This window comes from Pseudomonas entomophila (assembly GCF_023277925.1).
Lineage (GTDB): Bacteria > Pseudomonadota > Gammaproteobacteria > Pseudomonadales > Pseudomonadaceae > Aquipseudomonas > Aquipseudomonas entomophila_D.
This window is the reverse complement of sequence record NZ_CP063832.1, coordinates 2769540-2784707: the sequence shown is the minus strand read 5'-3', so window position 1 is coordinate 2784707 and position 15168 is coordinate 2769540. Positions and strand designations below refer to the sequence as shown.

Below are 15168 nucleotides of genomic sequence, written 5' to 3'. Positions count from 1 at the left end.
CTTGAGCGGTGGACGAGGGGGCCAATCATTCACTGCGGGCAGGGCGGCCAAGGGCCAGCGCCTGCTCCAGCCAGCCGATGATATCGGCGGTGACCTCGTCGCGATGGGTTTCATTGAGCACTTCGTGCCGGGCGCCAGGGTAGACGCGCAACTGCACATGGCGGTTGCCGGTCGCGCGCAGGGCGTCGGCCAAAAGGGTGAGACGCTTGCCGGCACTCACCGGATCACATTCGCCGCCCAACACGAAAATCGGCAGGTTCGGGTCGATCTGCGCGAGGTTCTTCTTCTGGCTGATCTGCGCCAGGCCCTGCAGCAGGTCGAGCCACAGCTGATTGCTGCAGCGATAGCCGCACAGCGGGTCGGCGACGTACTTGTCCACCTCGGCCGCGTCGCGGCTGAGCCAGTCGAAGGCAGTGCGGTTGGGCTTGAACGCCTTGTTGAACGAGCCGAACGACAGCCAATCGATCAGCGCGCTCTTGCCCTGCGGGCCCTGGCGCCAGGCCTCGAGCCGGGCGATCAGGCGCGCCGCACGGTACAGCGCCACGGGCTGGAAGTTGGAGCCGCTGAGGATCGCCCCCTGCAGGCTGGCGCTGTGGTGCAGCAGGTAGGCCTGGGCGATATAGCTGCCCATGCTGTGGCCGAACAGGAACAGCGGTGTGCCGGGAAACTGCTGGCCGATGTGCTGGGCCAGCAGACCCAGGTCGTTGACCACGGCATTCCAGCCATTATGGCTGGCGAACAGGCCCAGGCTGCCCAGCTCGGCGGTGTGCCCATGGCCGCGCTGGTCGTGGGCGATCAAGGCGTAGCCCGCGTCGTTCAGGGCCTGGCCCAGGCGCTGGTAGCGCGCCGCATGTTCGGCCATGCCATGGGCCAGCAACACCACGGCCTTGACCGGTTTGCTCGGTAGCCACTGGTGCACATACAGGCTGCAATGCTCGCTGGCGGGGAGCCAGAAGGCGTCGTGGGGCATGGCGGGTCCTTGCGCGCTGAGGTTGACCCACAGTTTATGCGCAAAGGGCCGGATTGCAGGAAGGGCAGAAATAAGATTCACAATGTTAATGGCGGCACTTGGCGTATTTGCCACCTTCGACATTGCTGCTAACGTCGGCAGAACGCCTTTTTGCCACTCGGCGATCAGGTCAGGGACGGTCCCGGCAGAGGAACAACAATAAATGCAAGCCGATTTCTGGAACGACAAGCGCCCGGCGGGCGTGCCTTCCACCATTGACATGAATGCTTACAAGTCTGTCGTCGATGTCTTCGAGCGCTCTTGCAAGCGTTTCGCCGACCGCCCGGCGTTCAGCAACCTGGGGGTAACCCTCAGCTACGCCGAGCTCGACCGCCACTCTGCGGCCTTCGCCGCCTGGCTGCAGCAGCACACCGAGCTGGTGCCGGGCGACCGCATCGCGGTGCAGATGCCCAACGTCCTGCAATACCCCATCGCGGTGTTCGGTGCCATGCGCGCCGGGCTGATCGTGGTCAACACCAACCCGCTGTACACCGAGCGCGAGATGCGCCACCAGTTCAAGGACTCCGGCGCCCGTGCCCTGGTCTACCTGAACATGTTCGGCAAGCGTGTGCAGGAAGTGTTGCACGACACCGGCATCGAGTACCTGATCGAGGCGAAGATGGGCGACATGCTGCCCTCGCTCAAGGGCTGGCTGGTCAATACCGTGGTCGACAAGGTGAAGAAGATGGTGCCCGCTTACCAGCTGCCCCAGGCAGTGTCGTTCAAGCAGGTACTGCGCCAGGGGCGCGGGCTTGGCCACCAGCCGGTGTCGCAGGCGCTCGACGATGTCGCCGTGCTGCAGTACACCGGCGGCACCACGGGCCTGGCCAAGGGCGCGATGCTCACCCACGGCAACCTAGTCGCCAACATGCTCCAGGTCCTGGCCTGCTTCGGCCAGCGCGGCCCCGACGGCCAGCCGCTGATCAAGGAAGGGCAGGAGGTGATGATCGCGCCGCTGCCGCTCTACCACATCTATGCCTTCACCGCGAACTGCATGTGCATGATGGTCACCGGCAACCACAACGTGCTGATCACCAACCCACGGGACATCCCGGGCTTCATCAAGGAGCTGGGCAAGTGGCGCTTTTCGGCGTTGCTGGGGCTGAACACCCTGTTCGTCGCGCTGATGGACAACCCTGGTTTCAAGGCCCTCGACTTCTCTGCCCTCAAGGTCACCAACTCAGGCGGCACCGCCTTGGTCAAGGCCACCGCCGAGCGTTGGGAGGCGCTGACCGGTTGCCGTATCGTCGAGGGCTACGGCCTGACCGAAACCTCGCCGGTGGCCAGCACCAACCCCTACGGCCAGCTGGCGCGCCTGGGCACCGTGGGCATGCCGGTACCGAACACCGCGTTCAAGGTGATCGACGACGCTGGCATCGAGCAGGCGTTGGGGGAACGGGGCGAGCTGTGCATCAAGGGGCCGCAGGTGATGAAGGGCTACTGGCAGCAGCCGGAGGCCACCGCCCAGGCGCTGGACGCTGACGGCTGGTTCAAGACCGGCGACATCGCGATCATCGACCCGGATGGTTTCACCCGCATCGTCGACCGCAAGAAGGACATGATCATCGTCTCCGGCTTCAACGTGTACCCCAACGAAATCGAGGACGTGGTGATGAACCACCCGCAGGTGGCCAACTGCGCGGCCATCGGCGTGCCGGACGAGCGTTCGGGGGAGGCGGTGAAGTTGTTCGTGGTGGCGCGTGAGGGCGGGCTCGACGTCGATGAGCTCAAGGCCTACTGCAAGGCCAACTTCACCGGGTACAAGGTGCCCAAGCAGATTGTCGTGCGGGAGTCGCTGCCGATGACGCCGGTGGGCAAGATCCTGCGGCGTGAGTTGCGTGATATCGCGTGAGATTTACACAGGCCGTGTTGTGGTGATCGCACCGGCCCTTTCGCCGGCAAAGCCGGCTCAGGTGTGGTGCCGGCGCGGTTAATGTAGGAGCCGGCCTTACCGGCGAAAGGCCGGTGCGGTTTCTGTGGGAGCGGGCTTACCCGCGAATGGGTGGGTCGGTTCACTACCGTATTCGCGGGTGAGCGCGTTCCCACAAATTCTTGTGGCGGGTCTAGATGCTCTATCTCGGCGTTTTCAGCCGATATTGCGACATTTTGGATAATTACTCTAAAAATGACCTGCATTGTTCATTGAGTCATTTTTGTGACTATTCGGCCTATCCTGGCCTCTAGGCGACCCCTGGCAAAGCTGTTACTCTCGGCGCGCTTTCAGATGATCCGGTTTGCAATGAACCGTCATCCCATATCAATAATAAGCGCATCGACGCATACCGAATTCGCTGTTGCTGAAGGAGCGGGCTTCCATGATCGAACATTTTTGGAAGGATAAATACCCAGCCGGGGTCACGGCGGAAATCAATCCTGACGAATTCCCCAATATCCAGGCGGTACTCAAGCAATCCTGCCAACGCTTTGCCGATAAACCAGCCTTTAGCAACCTGGGCAAGACCCTCACTTACGGCGAGCTGTACGCGCTGTCCGGAGCCTTCGCCGCCTGGCTGCAGCAGCACACCGACCTCAAGCCCGGCGATCGCATCGCCGTGCAACTGCCGAACGTCCTGCAATACCCGGTCGCCGTGTTCGGCGCCATGCGCGCCGGCCTGATCGTGGTCAACACCAACCCGCTGTACACCGCGCGGGAGCTGGAGCACCAGTTCAACGACTCTGGCGCCAAGGCGCTGGTGTGCCTGGCGAACATGGCGCACCTGGCGGAAAAGGTGGTGCCCAAGACCCAGGTCAAACACGTCATTGTCACCGAAGTGGCCGACCTGCTGCCACCTCTGAAGCGCCTGCTGATCAACAGCGTCATCAAGTACGTGAAGAAAATGGTGCCGGCCTACAACCTGCCGGGCGCCGTGCGCTTCAACGATGCCCTGGCGCTGGGCAAGGGCGGGGCGGTCACCGAGGCCAACCCGCAACCCAACGACGTGGCCGTGCTGCAGTACACCGGTGGCACCACCGGCGTGGCCAAGGGCGCGATGCTCAGCCACCGCAACCTGGTCGCCAACATGCTGCAGTGCCGTGCACTGATGGGCTCGAACCTGCACGAAGGGTGCGAGATCCTGATCACGCCGCTGCCGCTGTACCACATCTATGCCTTCACCTTCCATTGCATGGCGATGATGCTGATTGGCAACCACAACATTCTGATCAGCAACCCGCGTGACCTGCCGGCCATGGTCAAGGAGCTGGGCAAGTGGAAGTTCAGCGGCTTCGTCGGCCTGAACACGCTGTTCGTCGCCCTGTGCAACAACGAGGCGTTCCGCAACCTGGACTTCTCGGCGCTGAAGATCACCCTGTCCGGCGGCATGGCCCTGCAACTGAGCGTGGCCGAGCGCTGGAAGGCCGTGACTGGCTGCGCCATCTGCGAAGGCTACGGCATGACCGAGACCAGCCCGGTGGCGGCGGTCAACCCGTCCGATGCCAACCAGGTCGGTACCATTGGTATTCCGGTGCCATCCACGTTGTGCAAGGTCATCGACGACAACGGCCAGGAACTGCCCCTGGGCGAGGTGGGCGAACTGTGCGTGAAGGGCCCGCAGGTCATGAAGGGCTACTGGCAGCGCGAAGAGGCCACCGCCGAGATTCTTGATAGTGATGGCTGGCTGAAGACTGGCGACATCGCCCTGATCCAGCCGGATGGCTACATGCGCATCGTCGACCGCAAGAAGGACATGATCCTGGTCTCGGGCTTCAACGTGTACCCCAACGAACTCGAAGACGTGCTCGCCGCCCTGCCGGGCGTGCTGCAGAGCGCGGCGATTGGCGTGCCGGACGAGAAGTCCGGCGAGGTGATCAAGGTGTTCATCGTGGTCAAGCCGGGCATGACCCTGACCAAGGAACAGGTGATGGAGCACATGCGCGCCAACGTCACCGGCTACAAGGTGCCGCGCTACATCGAGTTCCGCGACGCGCTGCCGACCACCAACGTTGGCAAGATCCTGCGCCGCGAGTTGCGTGACGAAGAGCTGAAGAAGCAGGGGCTGAAGAAAATCGCCTGATTGCGATCTGTTCGCCGGCAAGCCGGCTCCTACGCGTCACAGGTAGGAGCTGGCTTGCCGGCGAACTGCTGTAAAGGCTTCAGCGCAGTTTCTCGAGCATCTGGTAGTACCACATCCCCGCCGCCAGCAGCGGGTTCCCTAGCAAGTCCCCCATCGGCACCTTGATGTGCTTGCACGCCGCGAAGGTGTCGAACTTCTCCAACGTCCCGGTCAGCGCCTCGGCCATGATCTCGCCCATGATATGGCTGGTGGCGATGCCGTGCCCGGAATAGCCCTGGCAATACCAGACGTTGTCCGACAGCTTGCCCAGCTGCGGGATGCGGTTGACCACGATGCCCATGGCGCAGCTCCACTGGAACTCGATCGGCACGCCCTTGAGCGCCGGGAAGGTGCGTTCGATGCACGGGCGCAGCTCGGCTTCGATATCCCGCGAATCACGCCCGGAATAGTTGGCGCCACCACCGAATAGCAGGCGCTTGTCGGCAGTCAGGCGGTAGTAGTCGAGGACGAAGCGGCAGTCGTACACCGCCAGGTCCTGGGGGTTGATCTGCTCGGCCAGTTCGCCCAGCGGCGCGGTGGTGACGATGCCGCCCATGGCCGGGAAGATCTTGCCCTTGAGCTGGCGCTTTTCCAGCTTGTGGTACACGTCGCCGGCCAGCATCACCTGGCGCGCCTCGATGCGCCCCTGGGCGGTGACCACGGCCGGGCGTGGGCCGTGGACGATGTCCAGCACTTCGGAATTCTCGAACACCAACGCGCCCAGGCCATGGGCGGCACGGGCCTCGCCCAGGCACAGGTTGAGCGGGTGCAGGTGCAGGTTGCGGTGGTTCTTCAGCGCGCCGAGGTACAGCGGGCTTTGCAGGTGGCGCTGCATGGCGCTGCGGTCGAGCAGTTGCACCTGGTCGCCCATGCCACGGCGCTGGGCCTCGGCCTCGAAGGCGCGCAGTTCGTTCAGGTGCGACGGTTTCATCGCCGCGTGCAGGTGGCCATGCTTGAGGTCGCAGGCGATGCCATAGCGGGCGACTCGTTGCTCGATGATCTGGTGGCCGCGCCAGCGCAGGTGCCAGATGAAGTCATCCACTTCGCTGCCAAGGCGATCACGCATCTGCGTACGCATGGCCTCGTCACCCGACAGGCTGCCGGTGACCTGGCCGCCGTTGCGCCCGCTGGCGCCCCAGCCGATGCGATTGGTCTCGACGATGGCCACTTTCAGGCCGCGCTCGGCCAGTTCCACGGCGGTGGCGACGCCGGTGAAACCGCCGCCGATGATTGCCACGTCCACCTGCACCGTGCCCCTGAGCGTGGGGTACTCGGTCGTGTCGTTGAGGGTGGCGCTGTAATAGGATGGCGCGCGCTGGGCCGGGCCATTGTTCACTGCTGCATTCATGGTGGTTCCTTCTTGTAATCTCGTGGGCATCAGGCCTGGTGCAGGTACCAGCGCCAGTCCTGTTCGCCGACCTCGGCCATGAACTGGCGGTGCTCGGCGCGCTTGACCTTCAGATACACACCGAGGAATGCCTCGCCCAGCGCCTCGCGCGCCCAGCTCGAACGCTCCAGGGCGTCGAGGGCGGTGAGCCAGTCGGTGGGCAGGTGTTCAGTGGCCTGGGCATAACCGTTGCCTTCGACCGGCGCGCCGGGGTCGAGCTGCTCACGGATGCCCTGGTGGGTGGCGGCGAGGATCGCGGCGGCGGCCAGGTAGGGGTTGGCGTCGGCGCCGCAGATGCGGTGCTCGATATGCCGGCTGTTGGCTGGGCCACCGGGCACGCGCAGGCTGACCGTGCGGTTGTCCACGCCCCAGGTCGGCGCCAGCGGCGCATAGCTGTTGGCCTGGAAACGGCGGAACGAGTTGGCGTTGGGGCAGAACAGCAGCAGCGATTCACGCAGGTGGCGCAGCATGCCGGCCACTGCCTGGCGCAGCAGCGGCGTACCGGCCTTGTCCTCGCTGGCGAACAGGTTGTTGCCGGCAGCGTCGGCCAGGCTCAGGTGCATGTGCATGCCGGTACCGGCCAGTTGGGCGAACGGCTTGGCCATGAAGCAGGCCTGCATGCCGTGGGCGTTGGCCACGCCCTTGACCAGGCGCTTGTAGCGCACGGCCTGGTCCATGGCCGCGAGCGCGTCGCCGTGCTCCAGGGTGATTTCCACCTGGCCGGGCGCGTACTCCGAGATGGCGGTGCGCGCGGGAATGCCCTGGGCCTTACAGGCCGCGTAGAGGTCGGCGAGGAACGGCTCGATCTGCTCCAGTTCGCGCAGGCCATACACTTGGGTGGTACGTGGGCGGCCACCGTCGTTGTCCAGCGCCGGCTGCGGCCGGCCGTGGGCGTCGCGTTGCTGGTCGAGCAGGTAGAACTCCAGCTCGCAGGCCATGACCGGGTGATAGCCGTCGGCCTTGAGGGCTTCGATGGCGTGGATCAACACGTGGCGCGGGTCGGCGACGCTGGCCGGCAGGCCTTCGCTGGGGTGCATGCTGACCTGCACGGCGGCGGTCGGTACCCGGCGCCAGGGCAGGCGCACCAGGCTGCCGTCCAAGGGGTAGGCGCGGCAGTCGATGTCACCGACATCCCACACCAGGCCGGAGTTTTCCACGTCGTCGCCGTTTAGGGTCAGGCCGAGGATGGTGCTGGGCAGCGGGCGGCCGGTGTCGAACACGGCTAGCAGTTCCTCGCGGTGCAGCAGCTTGCCGCGGGGCACGCCGTTGGCGTCGAGGATGAACAGTTCGATCAGGTCGATATCGGGGTTGTCGGCCAGGAATCGTCGGGCTTGCTCTACAGGTGCAAAGTGCATGGTGGGTTCGCTCATGGGCACGCAGGACCGCCGCGCAGGCGAGCGGTCAGGCTGAGTCAATCGGCCATTGATGGCCGGGTTGGGTCAGGGGTGCTTGAGCGGAGTATCCGGTGGGCGCGCGTGGCGGCAGTGCCACAGGGCCCAGAAGGCGAGGATGATGTGGACCAGCGGATTCTCGCCGGCACGGGCCCTGGCCTTCGCTTGCGAAGGGCGGGACAGCGGGCGGGCGATGATCGGGGCGGGAAGCATGCCTTGGATACTCACACGGTGCGTAACGTTGATTAAAGCAGTGAATGGCGACGTTCACTCCAGGGTTGGTTAAACATTGCGTAGTGGTTCGCCGGCAAGCCGGCTCCTACAGCGACGGGCCGGTACAGGCAGCATCTGGCTGGCAAATCTGCGACAATCCCACCCCTTACGAATGCCGATCATGAAAAAGCAGGCCTCACCTGCATCACTAAAAAGCCCCATGACAGACCACGCCATCGACCAGTTGCTGCAAAACCTCGACCACGCCATGATCGCCGACCGCCATCGCCTGCGGCGGCAACTGCATGAGCTGCGCAAGCGCCCCGACGAAGCGAAGCTCGCGCAGTGGGTGGAGAAGGTCCAGGCCTCCTGCGCCCAGGTCACCGCGCGCCAGCAGAGCGTGCCGGCCATCCGCTACGACGACAGCCTGCCCATCGCCGCCAAGCGCGACGAGATCAAGAAGGCCCTGGCCGAGCATCAGGTACTGGTGATCGCCGGCGAGACCGGCTCGGGCAAGACCACCCAGTTACCGAAGATCTGCCTGGAGCTGGGCCGTGGCAGCCATGGCTTGATCGCCCACACCCAGCCCCGGCGCATCGCGGCGCGCAGCGTGGCGGCGCGGGTCGCCGAAGAGCTCGGCACACCGCTGGGGGCGCTGGTCGGCTACCAGGTGCGCTTCGAGGACCAGAGCGAGTCGAACACCCTGGTCAAGCTGATGACCGATGGCATCCTGCTGGCCGAGACCCAGCACGATCGCTTCCTCGAACGCTACGACACGATCATCGTCGACGAGGCCCACGAGCGCAGCCTGAACATCGACTTCCTGCTCGGCTACCTCAAGACCCTGCTGCACCGCCGCCCGGACCTGAAGCTGATCATCACCTCGGCGACCATCGACCTGGAGCGTTTCTCCCAGCACTTCGATGGCGCGCCGATCATCGAGGTGTCGGGCCGCACCTACCCGGTGGACACCTGGTACCGCCCGCTGACCAGCGAGCAGGACGAGGAGGGCAACCAGGTCGAGGATGACCTCACCGTCGACCAGGCGATCCTCGCCAGCCTCGACGAGATCGCCCACCACGAGCGTAGCCAGGGCAAGGGGCCGGGCGACGTGCTGGTGTTCCTGCCCGGTGAGCGCGAGATCCGCGACGCCGCCGAAATCCTGCGCAAGGCCCAGTTGCGCCACACCGAAATCCTGCCGCTGTATGCGCGCCTTACCCCGGCCGAGCAGCAGAAGATCTTCCAATCGCATAGCGGCCGACGCGTGGTGCTGGCGACCAACGTCGCCGAGACGTCGCTGACCGTGCCGGGCATCCGCTACGTGATCGACAGCGGCACCGCGCGCATCAGCCGCTACAGCTACCGGGCCAAGGTCCAGCGCCTGCCGATCGAGGCGGTATCCCAGGCCAGCGCCAACCAGCGTAAAGGTCGTTGTGGCCGGGTCGAGCCGGGTATCTGCATCCGCTTGTACAGCGAAGAGGATTTCAACGGTCGACCGGCGTTCACTGACCCGGAGATCCTGCGCACCAACCTGGCCGCGGTGATCCTGCAGATGTTGCACCTGCGCCTGGGTGCCATCGATGCCTTCCCGTTCATCGAGCCGCCAGATGGCAAAGCCATCAGCGACGGTTTCAACCTGCTGCAGGAGCTGTCGGCGGTCAACCGCGAGAACCAACTCACACCGCTGGGGCGCCAACTGGCGCGCCTGCCGATCGACCCACGGATGGGCCGCATGCTGCTCGAAGGCGCACGCCAGGGCAGCCTGCAGGAAGTGCTGATCGTCGCCAGCGCCCTGTCGGTACAGGACCCACGCGAGCGCCCGCCGGAGCGCCAGCAGGCCGCCGACCAGGCCCATGCGCAGTGGAAGGACGTCGATTCCGACTTCGCCGCGCTGGTCAACCTGTGGCGCGGTTTCGAGGAGCAGCGCCAGGCGCTCACCGCCAGCCCGCTGCGCAACTGGTGCCGGAAGAACTTCCTGAACTATCTGCGCCTGCGTGAATGGCGCGATGCCCATCGCCAGTTGGCGCTCATCTGCCGTGACTTGCAGTTGGCGGTGAACAAGGAGCCGTGCGACTACCCGCGCATGCACAAGGCCATCCTCAGCGGTTTGCTCAGCCAGATCGGCCACAAGGCCGAAGAGGGCGACTACCAGGGCGCGCGCCAGCGCCGCTTCTGGATTCACCCGTCGTCCGGCATCGGCCGCAAGCGCCCGCAGTGGGTGATGACTGCCGAACTGGTGGAAACCACCAAGCTGTACGCGCGCATGGTGGCCAAGATCGAGCCGGACTGGATCGAGCCACTGGCCACCCACCTGATCAAGAAGAACCACTTCGAACCGCACTGGGAGAAGAAGCGCGGCCAGGTGGTGGCCTACGAGCAGATCACCCTGTACGGGTTGATCATTGTCGGCCGCAGGCCCGTGCACTTCGGCCCGATCGACCCGGCCACTTCGCGCGAGCTGTTCATCCGCGAAGGCCTGGTCGGTGGCGAGATCCAGTCGCGGGCCAAGTGCCTGGCGGCCAACAAGCGCCTGCTCGAGCAGTTGGATGAACTGGAGGCCAAGGCCCGCCGACGGGACATCCTCGCCGACGAAGAGACGCTGTACGCCTTCTACGAGGCGCGGTTGCCGGAAGAAATCCACCAGACCGCGACCTTCGACAGCTGGTACCGGATGACCAGCCAGAAGGACCCGAACCTGCTGATCATGCGTGAAGAGGACGTGCTGGCCCGCGAGGCCAGCGAAGTCACCGCCGCGCAGTACCCGGACCACCTGCAGGTGGGGGATCTGCGCCTGTCGCTGAGCTACCACTTCGAACCGAACCACCCGCGTGACGGTGTCACCGTGCGGGTGCCGGCCCCCCTGCTGCCGAGCCTGCCGGGCGAGCGCCTGGAGTGGCTGGTGCCCGGCCTGCTGGAAGCCAAGTGCATCGCCCTGGTGCGCAACCTGCCCAAGGCCCTGCGCAAGAATTTCGTGCCGGTGCCGGACTTCGTCAAGGCAGCCTTGTCGCGCCTGGCCTTCGGTCAGGGGGCGTTGCCCCAGGCGTTGGGCCACGAACTGCTGCGCATGACCGGGGCACGGGTGTCCGACGAGGCCTGGGCCGAAGCCGCCAGCCTGGTCGAGGGGCACCTGCGCATGAACATCGAGGTGGTCGACGCACAGGGCAAGTTCCTTGGCGAAGGCCGCGACCTGGCCGAGCTGACCGCGCGCTTCGCCGCCGCCAGCCAAGCCGCCCTGGCTCTGCCGCGCAACGAGAAGGCCGAGCAACCGGTGCAGGCCAAGGCGTTCTCCCAGGTGGCGCAGACTGCCCAGCAGAAGATCGCCGGGTTGTCGATGACTGTCTACCCGGCATTGGTCGAGGACAACGGCAGCGTGCGCGAAGGGCGTTTCTCGACCCTGGCCGAGGCCGAGTTCCAGCACCGTCGCGCCTTGCAGCGCCTGTTGCTGCAGCAACTGGCGGAGCCGGCCAAGTTCCTGCGCGGCAAGCTGCCGGGGTTGACCGAGCTGGGTTTGCTGTACCGCGAGCTGGGCCGGGTCGAGGCGCTGGTGGAGGATATCCTGCTGGCCAGCCTGGACAGCTGTGTGCTCGAGGGCGAAGACCCACTGCCGCGTGACGGCGCAGGCCTGGCTTCGCTGGCCGAGCGCAAGCGTGGCAGTTGGGCCGAGCACGCCGAGCGCCAGGCACGCCAGGCGCTGGAGGTGCTGAAGCTGTGGCATGGCTTGCAGAAGCGCTTCAAGGGCAAGATCGACCTGACCCAGGCGGTGGCCCTCAACGATATCAAGCAACAACTGGCCAATCTGGTGTATCCGGGCTTCGTGCGCGAGACGCCGGGCGCCTGGTTCAAGGAGCTGCCGCGCTACCTCAAGGCGGTGGAACTGCGCCTGGAGAAGCTGGGTTCGCAGGTGCAGAAGGACCGGGTATGGAGCGGCGAGTTGGCCAATTGCTGGGCACAGTACAAGGCCCGGGCCGACAAGCATGCCCAGGAGGGCAAGCGGGACGAGCAACTGACACTGTATCGCTGGTTGCTGGAGGAATACCGGGTGTCGTTGTTCGGTCAGCAGTTGGGCACCAAGGTGCCGGTTTCCGACAAGCGCCTGAGCAAGCAGTGGAGTCTGGTGGAAGCCTAACCTCGCTGATTTGTGGCACACTTGCAGGAATTTGCGGCCGCATTGCGGCCCATTCGCTGGCAAGCCAGCCCCTACAGGTTTATCGCCGATTCTGAAGTCGGTGGTGTCCCTGTAGGAGCGGGTTTACCCGCGATCGAGGGCAAAGCCCTCGCCAATACGGATTATTACGATTGCAAATTGGTACCAAGGTGCCAGTATCGAACCCCAATTTTTGGCCTGCGCCCTTCCGGCGCCGGCCCCAGACCAGAGGAACGACCGTGCACAACGTCGTGATCAGCGGCACCGGCCTGTACACCCCGGCCCAGAGCATTTCCAACGAAGAACTGGTGGCCTCCTTCAACACCTGGGCGCAGCAGTTCAACACTGAAAACGCCGCCGCCATCGAGCGTGGCGAGGTCGTGGCGGCGCCACTGTCCGACGCGGCCTTCATCGAGAAGGCCTCGGGCATCAAGAGCCGCTTCGTCATGGACAAGGCCGGCATCCTCGACCCGCAGCGCATGAAGCCGCGCCTGCCGGAGCGCAGCAACGACGAGCAGTCGATCCTCTGCGAGATGGGCGTGGCCGCCGCCCGCCAGGCGCTGGAGCGTGCCGGCCGCACTGCCGCCGATGTCGACGGGGTGATCGTCGCCTGCTCCAACCTGCAGCGCCCGTACCCGGCCATCGCCATCGAAGTGCAGCAGGCGCTGGGTATCCAGGGTTTCGCCTTCGACATGAACGTGGCCTGCTCCTCGGCCACCTTCGGCATCCAGACCGCCGCCAACAGCGTGCAATTGGGCCAGGCACGCGCGGTGCTGGTGGTCAACCCGGAGATCTGCACCGGCCACCTGAACTTCCGTGACCGCGACAGCCACTTCATCTTCGGCGACGCCGCCACCGCCGTGCTGGTCGAGCGTGCCGACCTGGCCAGTTCGAAGCACCAGTTCGATATCGTCAGCACCAAGCTTTTGACTGCGTTCTCCAACAACATCCGCAACAACTTCGGCTTCCTCAACCGCGCGGCGGAAGAGGGCATCGGTGCGCAGGACAAACTGTTCGTGCAGGAAGGCCGCAAGGTGTTCAAGGAAGTCTGCCCGATGGTCGCCGAGCTGATCGGCCAGCACCTGGCCGAGAACGACCTGCAACCTTCCAACGTCAAGCGCTTCTGGCTGCACCAGGCGAACCTGAGCATGAACCACCTGATCGTCAAGAAGCTGCTGGGGCGTGAAGTGGCCGAAGAAGATGCACCGGTGATTCTCGACCGTTATGCCAACACCAGTTCGGCGGGTTCGGTGATTGCCTTCCACCTGTACCAGGATGACCTGGCCGAGGGGGCGCTGGGTGTTTTGAGCTCGTTTGGTGCGGGGTATTCGATCGGTAGCGTGGTGCTGCGCAAGCGCTAAGTTCGTAGCGCTAGTACCGGCCCCTTCGCCAGCGAGGCTGGCAGTCCAGGGTGAACCCCAACCTGTAGGAGCCAGCCTCGCTGGCGAAGGGGCCGACGCATTGCTGGCAGGCAAAAAAAGCGGGAAATGCCGGATGGGGTCGGCATTTCCCGCCTGAGCAACGGAGCGGCTGCTTAGAACTTGGCTTCCAGGTCCACCTGCAGCGTGTCCACGTCGGCATCGCTGTTCGGCAGGTTGGAGTAGTCGGTCTTGGCCATCAGGTAGGCGCCACCAACGGTGAAGTTCTTGTCGATCTCGTAACCCACCTTGAACTTGTGGCCACGGGAACCGGTGAAGCCGTTGCCGAAGTCGGAGTCGGTGAACAGGCTGACCACGGCGTTACGCTGCACGTCGCGGTAGTTGTAGTCCAGGCTCCAGGCGCCCAGCTTGGTCTTCAGGCCGGCCAGCCAGGCCTTGTCCTTGCCGTCGGTGCTCTCGGTGTTCTTGACGAACTGGCCATAGGCCGACAGTGGGATGGCGAAGCCGGTGAAGTCCAACTGACCGAAGCCTTCCACCAGGTTGAACTCGTTGGTAGTGTTGCCCAGCGAGCGCAGCGCCGCGGACTCCTTGTCGTTGTCGTAGCCGTAGATGCTGCCGCCCACGGTGAGCTTGACGGTGTCGGCTGCGTTGAACTTGGCACCCAGCTGGCCATGGTACAGCTGTGCGTCGTGCTTGAACTGCACGCCGTCGCCGTCGACGTTATCTTTCAGGTTGTAGTGGCCGGCGCTACCGAACAGCTCGGCGCCGCCCAGGTTGGTCTTGTAGGTGACCGCCACGCCTTCGGGGTTGATGTCGCTGTCCCAGATAATGTCGCCCATGCTCACCCAGGGCTGGTTCATCTTGCCGCCGATCAGGTGCAGGTTGGGGATGGCGGTCGGGTGCCAGTCAAGGTAGGCCAGGTCGACCCACAGCGATTTCTTCTCGAAGTAGTTGTCCAGGCTCTGGTTGGTGGAGCGGGCGTCGGCGCTGCTGCCGGTGGCCACGCGCACGCCGGCGTCGACCTGCGGGTTGATCTCGCTGTAGAAGCCGACACGGGCGCGGACGCGCTCGCGGTCCTGGTTGCCGCTGCGGGCAATGGGGTTGTCGACGTTGACGTCTTCGTAACGCAGGCGCACGTCACCCTTGATCTGGGTCTTGGCGGCCCATGCTACTTTCTGTTCGAAGGAGCTCAGGCGCTCGGACTGGGCTTTCTGGTCGGCCTTTTCCTTGGTTTCCTTTGCCAGGTCGCCTTGCAGTTCGTTGTACTGCGCCTGGTTGATCGAGCCATTGGCGCGGAGCATTTCGAGCAGCTTGGCGTCGACAGCAGCACTGGCCGGAGTACTCAGAGCCAGCATCATGCCGGTGAGGCTCACTCCGGTAAGTGTAGAAACAAGACGCATAAGGTTCTCCCTGTTGGAAAAAGTGGGGAGGCTCAAGCGCCCGCCCCCAAGTTGGCATGTCTTCGGAAAGGGCCTGAATAGACAGGTTCTGGGGTTCCGGAAAACAGGCGCAAGTATTGCGGGGGGGAATGACAGAATAATGTCCAAACAGTGGCACTGTTGTGAAGTAAACGGGCCGTCATTTGAGTGTCAC

General features: G+C 64.6%; 9 protein-coding genes. 4 read left to right on the top strand and 5 right to left on the bottom strand.

What is annotated here, in order from left to right:
• Positions 1-25 precede the first annotated feature (25 nt).
• Positions 26-970: an alpha/beta hydrolase gene (locus IM733_RS12065; RefSeq protein ID WP_248921022.1), complete on the bottom strand. Its 945-nt coding sequence runs from the start codon at positions 968-970 to the stop codon at positions 26-28.
• Between the two features lie 202 nt (positions 971-1172).
• Between IM733_RS12065 and fadD2 the strand changes: the two genes are divergently transcribed.
• Positions 1173-2861 carry a long-chain-fatty-acid--CoA ligase FadD2 gene (gene fadD2, locus IM733_RS12060; RefSeq protein WP_248921021.1) on the top strand — a complete coding sequence of 563 codons (1689 nt, stop codon included), beginning with the start codon at positions 1173-1175 and terminating at the stop codon, positions 2859-2861.
• A 463-nt stretch (positions 2862-3324) separates the two neighbouring features.
• Positions 3325-5022: a long-chain-fatty-acid--CoA ligase FadD1 gene (gene fadD1 / locus IM733_RS12055; RefSeq protein ID WP_248921020.1), complete on the top strand. Its 1698-nt coding sequence runs from the start codon at positions 3325-3327 to the stop codon at positions 5020-5022.
• 79 nt (positions 5023-5101) lie between these two features.
• Here fadD1 and IM733_RS12050 read toward each other — a convergent pair whose 3' ends face one another.
• The 3 genes from IM733_RS12050 to IM733_RS12040 all read right to left on the bottom strand — a co-directional run bounded on the left by IM733_RS12050 (position 5102) and on the right by IM733_RS12040 (position 8052).
• Positions 5102-6409 (bottom strand): NAD(P)/FAD-dependent oxidoreductase, encoded by a 1308-nt coding sequence (locus IM733_RS12050; protein WP_248921019.1) that lies wholly within the window; start codon positions 6407-6409, stop codon positions 5102-5104.
• A 29-nt stretch (positions 6410-6438) separates the two neighbouring features.
• The gene (locus IM733_RS12045; protein ID WP_248921165.1) at positions 6439-7803 is read right to left on the bottom strand and encodes a glutamine synthetase family protein; all 1365 of its coding nucleotides are present in this window, start codon (positions 7801-7803) and stop codon (positions 6439-6441) included.
• An 84-nt stretch (positions 7804-7887) separates the two neighbouring features.
• Entirely contained in the window at positions 7888-8052 is a 165-nt protein-coding gene (locus tag IM733_RS12040) for a hypothetical protein (RefSeq protein ID WP_248921018.1), read from the bottom strand.
• Positions 8053-8272: 220 nt separating this feature from the next.
• On the opposite strand from IM733_RS12040, the gene hrpA reads away from it, so the two are divergent.
• Together hrpA and IM733_RS12030 are read left to right on the top strand one after the other, a co-directional pair.
• Entirely contained in the window at positions 8273-12178 is a 3906-nt protein-coding gene (gene hrpA / locus IM733_RS12035; RefSeq protein WP_248921017.1) for an ATP-dependent RNA helicase HrpA, read from the top strand.
• 257 nt (positions 12179-12435) lie between these two features.
• Positions 12436-13557, top strand: a complete 1122-nt coding sequence (locus tag IM733_RS12030; RefSeq protein WP_248921016.1) for a beta-ketoacyl-ACP synthase III — start codon at positions 12436-12438, stop codon at positions 13555-13557.
• Positions 13558-13730: 173 nt separating this feature from the next.
• Here IM733_RS12030 and IM733_RS12025 read toward each other — a convergent pair whose 3' ends face one another.
• Positions 13731-14975: a putative porin gene (locus IM733_RS12025; protein ID WP_213657838.1), complete on the bottom strand. Its 1245-nt coding sequence runs from the start codon at positions 14973-14975 to the stop codon at positions 13731-13733.
• Positions 14976-15168: the final 193 nt, after the last annotated feature.

Coding starts and splice junctions, on each gene's coding strand:
- IM733_RS12040 (WP_248921018.1), bottom strand. CDS start 8,052: ATGCTTCCCGCCCCGATCATCGCCCGCCCGCTGTCCCGCCCTTCGCAA.
- IM733_RS12065 (WP_248921022.1), bottom strand. CDS start 970: ATGCCCCACGACGCCTTCTGGCTCCCCGCCAGCGAGCATTGCAGCCTG.
- IM733_RS12045 (WP_248921165.1), bottom strand. CDS start 7,803: ATGCACTTTGCACCTGTAGAGCAAGCCCGACGATTCCTGGCCGACAAC.
- fadD1 (WP_248921020.1), top strand. CDS start 3,325: ATGATCGAACATTTTTGGAAGGATAAATACCCAGCCGGGGTCACGGCG.
- IM733_RS12050 (WP_248921019.1), bottom strand. CDS start 6,409: ATGAATGCAGCAGTGAACAATGGCCCGGCCCAGCGCGCGCCATCCTAT.
- hrpA (WP_248921017.1), top strand. CDS start 8,273: ATGACAGACCACGCCATCGACCAGTTGCTGCAAAACCTCGACCACGCC.
- IM733_RS12025 (WP_213657838.1), bottom strand. CDS start 14,975: ATGCGTCTTGTTTCTACACTTACCGGAGTGAGCCTCACCGGCATGATG.
- fadD2 (WP_248921021.1), top strand. CDS start 1,173: ATGCAAGCCGATTTCTGGAACGACAAGCGCCCGGCGGGCGTGCCTTCC.